We start from the raw sequence: 1008 nt of genomic DNA on the forward strand, positions 1-1008 counted from the left end.
GTGGACGGCAAGGTCACCTCCAAGGACAGCACTGGCACCGTGACCCTGGCGGCCAAGGTGGAGGCGCTGAAAAAGGACGCCTCCACGGACTTCCTCTTTGGGGCGGCCCCCAAGTACAACGGCTGGAAACCCGGAGAGGGCGGGGACGGCGGTGGAAAGCCCGCCGGGGGCAAAAAGCCCTCTGAGATGTCCTATTCTGAGCTGGCGGACTATCTGGCGGCCAACCCGGACGCCAAGCTGGATGAGTGAGGTGAGAAAGCATGGAAAAGATTGTAAAGCCCATCAAGGCCATCTCCTTTGAGGCGGCCTTGCGCAACCTGGCCAGCCGTTTGACCGGCACGCCGGTGGCGGAGCTGCCCCGGACCCAGGAGGCCATTGTGCAGTACATGGCTGAAAACGTGCCCACCCCCGCCACCGGCGGCGTCAACGTGGATGAGCTGGCGGAGGCCGTCACCCAGGAGGTCATGGCCCGTCTCAAGCTGGATGAGCTGGGTGAGGCGGTCACCAAAGAGGTCCTTGCCCGCATCACGGAAAGCATGGGAGCCAATCTGGCGGTCACGGAGCCCCCTGCGGCGGCCCAGGACGGCGTTGAGGGCGCTGGGGGTACATCTACCCCTCCCGCCGCTGAAACGCCCCAGGAGGCCCCCAAGACGCCCGCAAAGGCCGCTCCCAAAACCGGGGGCGGACGCAAGCCCAAGGCGAAAGCCGAAACATAACAGAAAGGATGATTGATGTATGCCTAACAAGTTTGACGCAAAGAGCTTTAACCCCCAGGCCTTTAAGTACAAGGCTGACCGCATCCCCCGCACCCGGATGAACGAGATGCGCAAGAGCCGGGTGCTGACCGGCAACCCGGACATCCGGGCCGTGTTCACCACTCAGGACGGCACCGCCTACGCCCGGCTGGCCATGCGGGGCCTGCTGGATGGGGACGCCGTGAACTATGACGGCCAGACCGACATCACAGCCACCAGCACCAAGACCTTTGAGCAGGGCGTTGTGGTGGTG

1 protein-coding gene and 2 pseudogenes are annotated in these 1008 nt (G+C 64.0%); all 3 read left to right on the forward strand.

Features of this window, described 5'->3' with window-relative positions; genetic code table 11:
• A pseudogene (locus tag NFS22_RS23630) lies at window positions 1-249 on the forward strand (hypothetical protein); the annotation flags it as partial.
• A gap of 11 nt (window positions 250-260) precedes the next feature.
• Window positions 261-716 carry a hypothetical protein gene (locus NFS22_RS23635; protein ID WP_251320065.1) on the forward strand — a complete coding sequence of 152 codons (456 nt, stop codon included), beginning with the start codon at window positions 261-263 and terminating at the stop codon, window positions 714-716.
• A 19-nt stretch (window positions 717-735) separates the two neighbouring features.
• Window positions 736-1008: pseudogene (locus NFS22_RS23640) on the forward strand (phage coat protein); the annotation flags it as partial.

The organism is Flintibacter muris (assembly GCF_943192995.1).
GTDB classification, from domain to species: domain Bacteria; phylum Bacillota; class Clostridia; order Oscillospirales; family Oscillospiraceae; genus Lawsonibacter; species Lawsonibacter muris.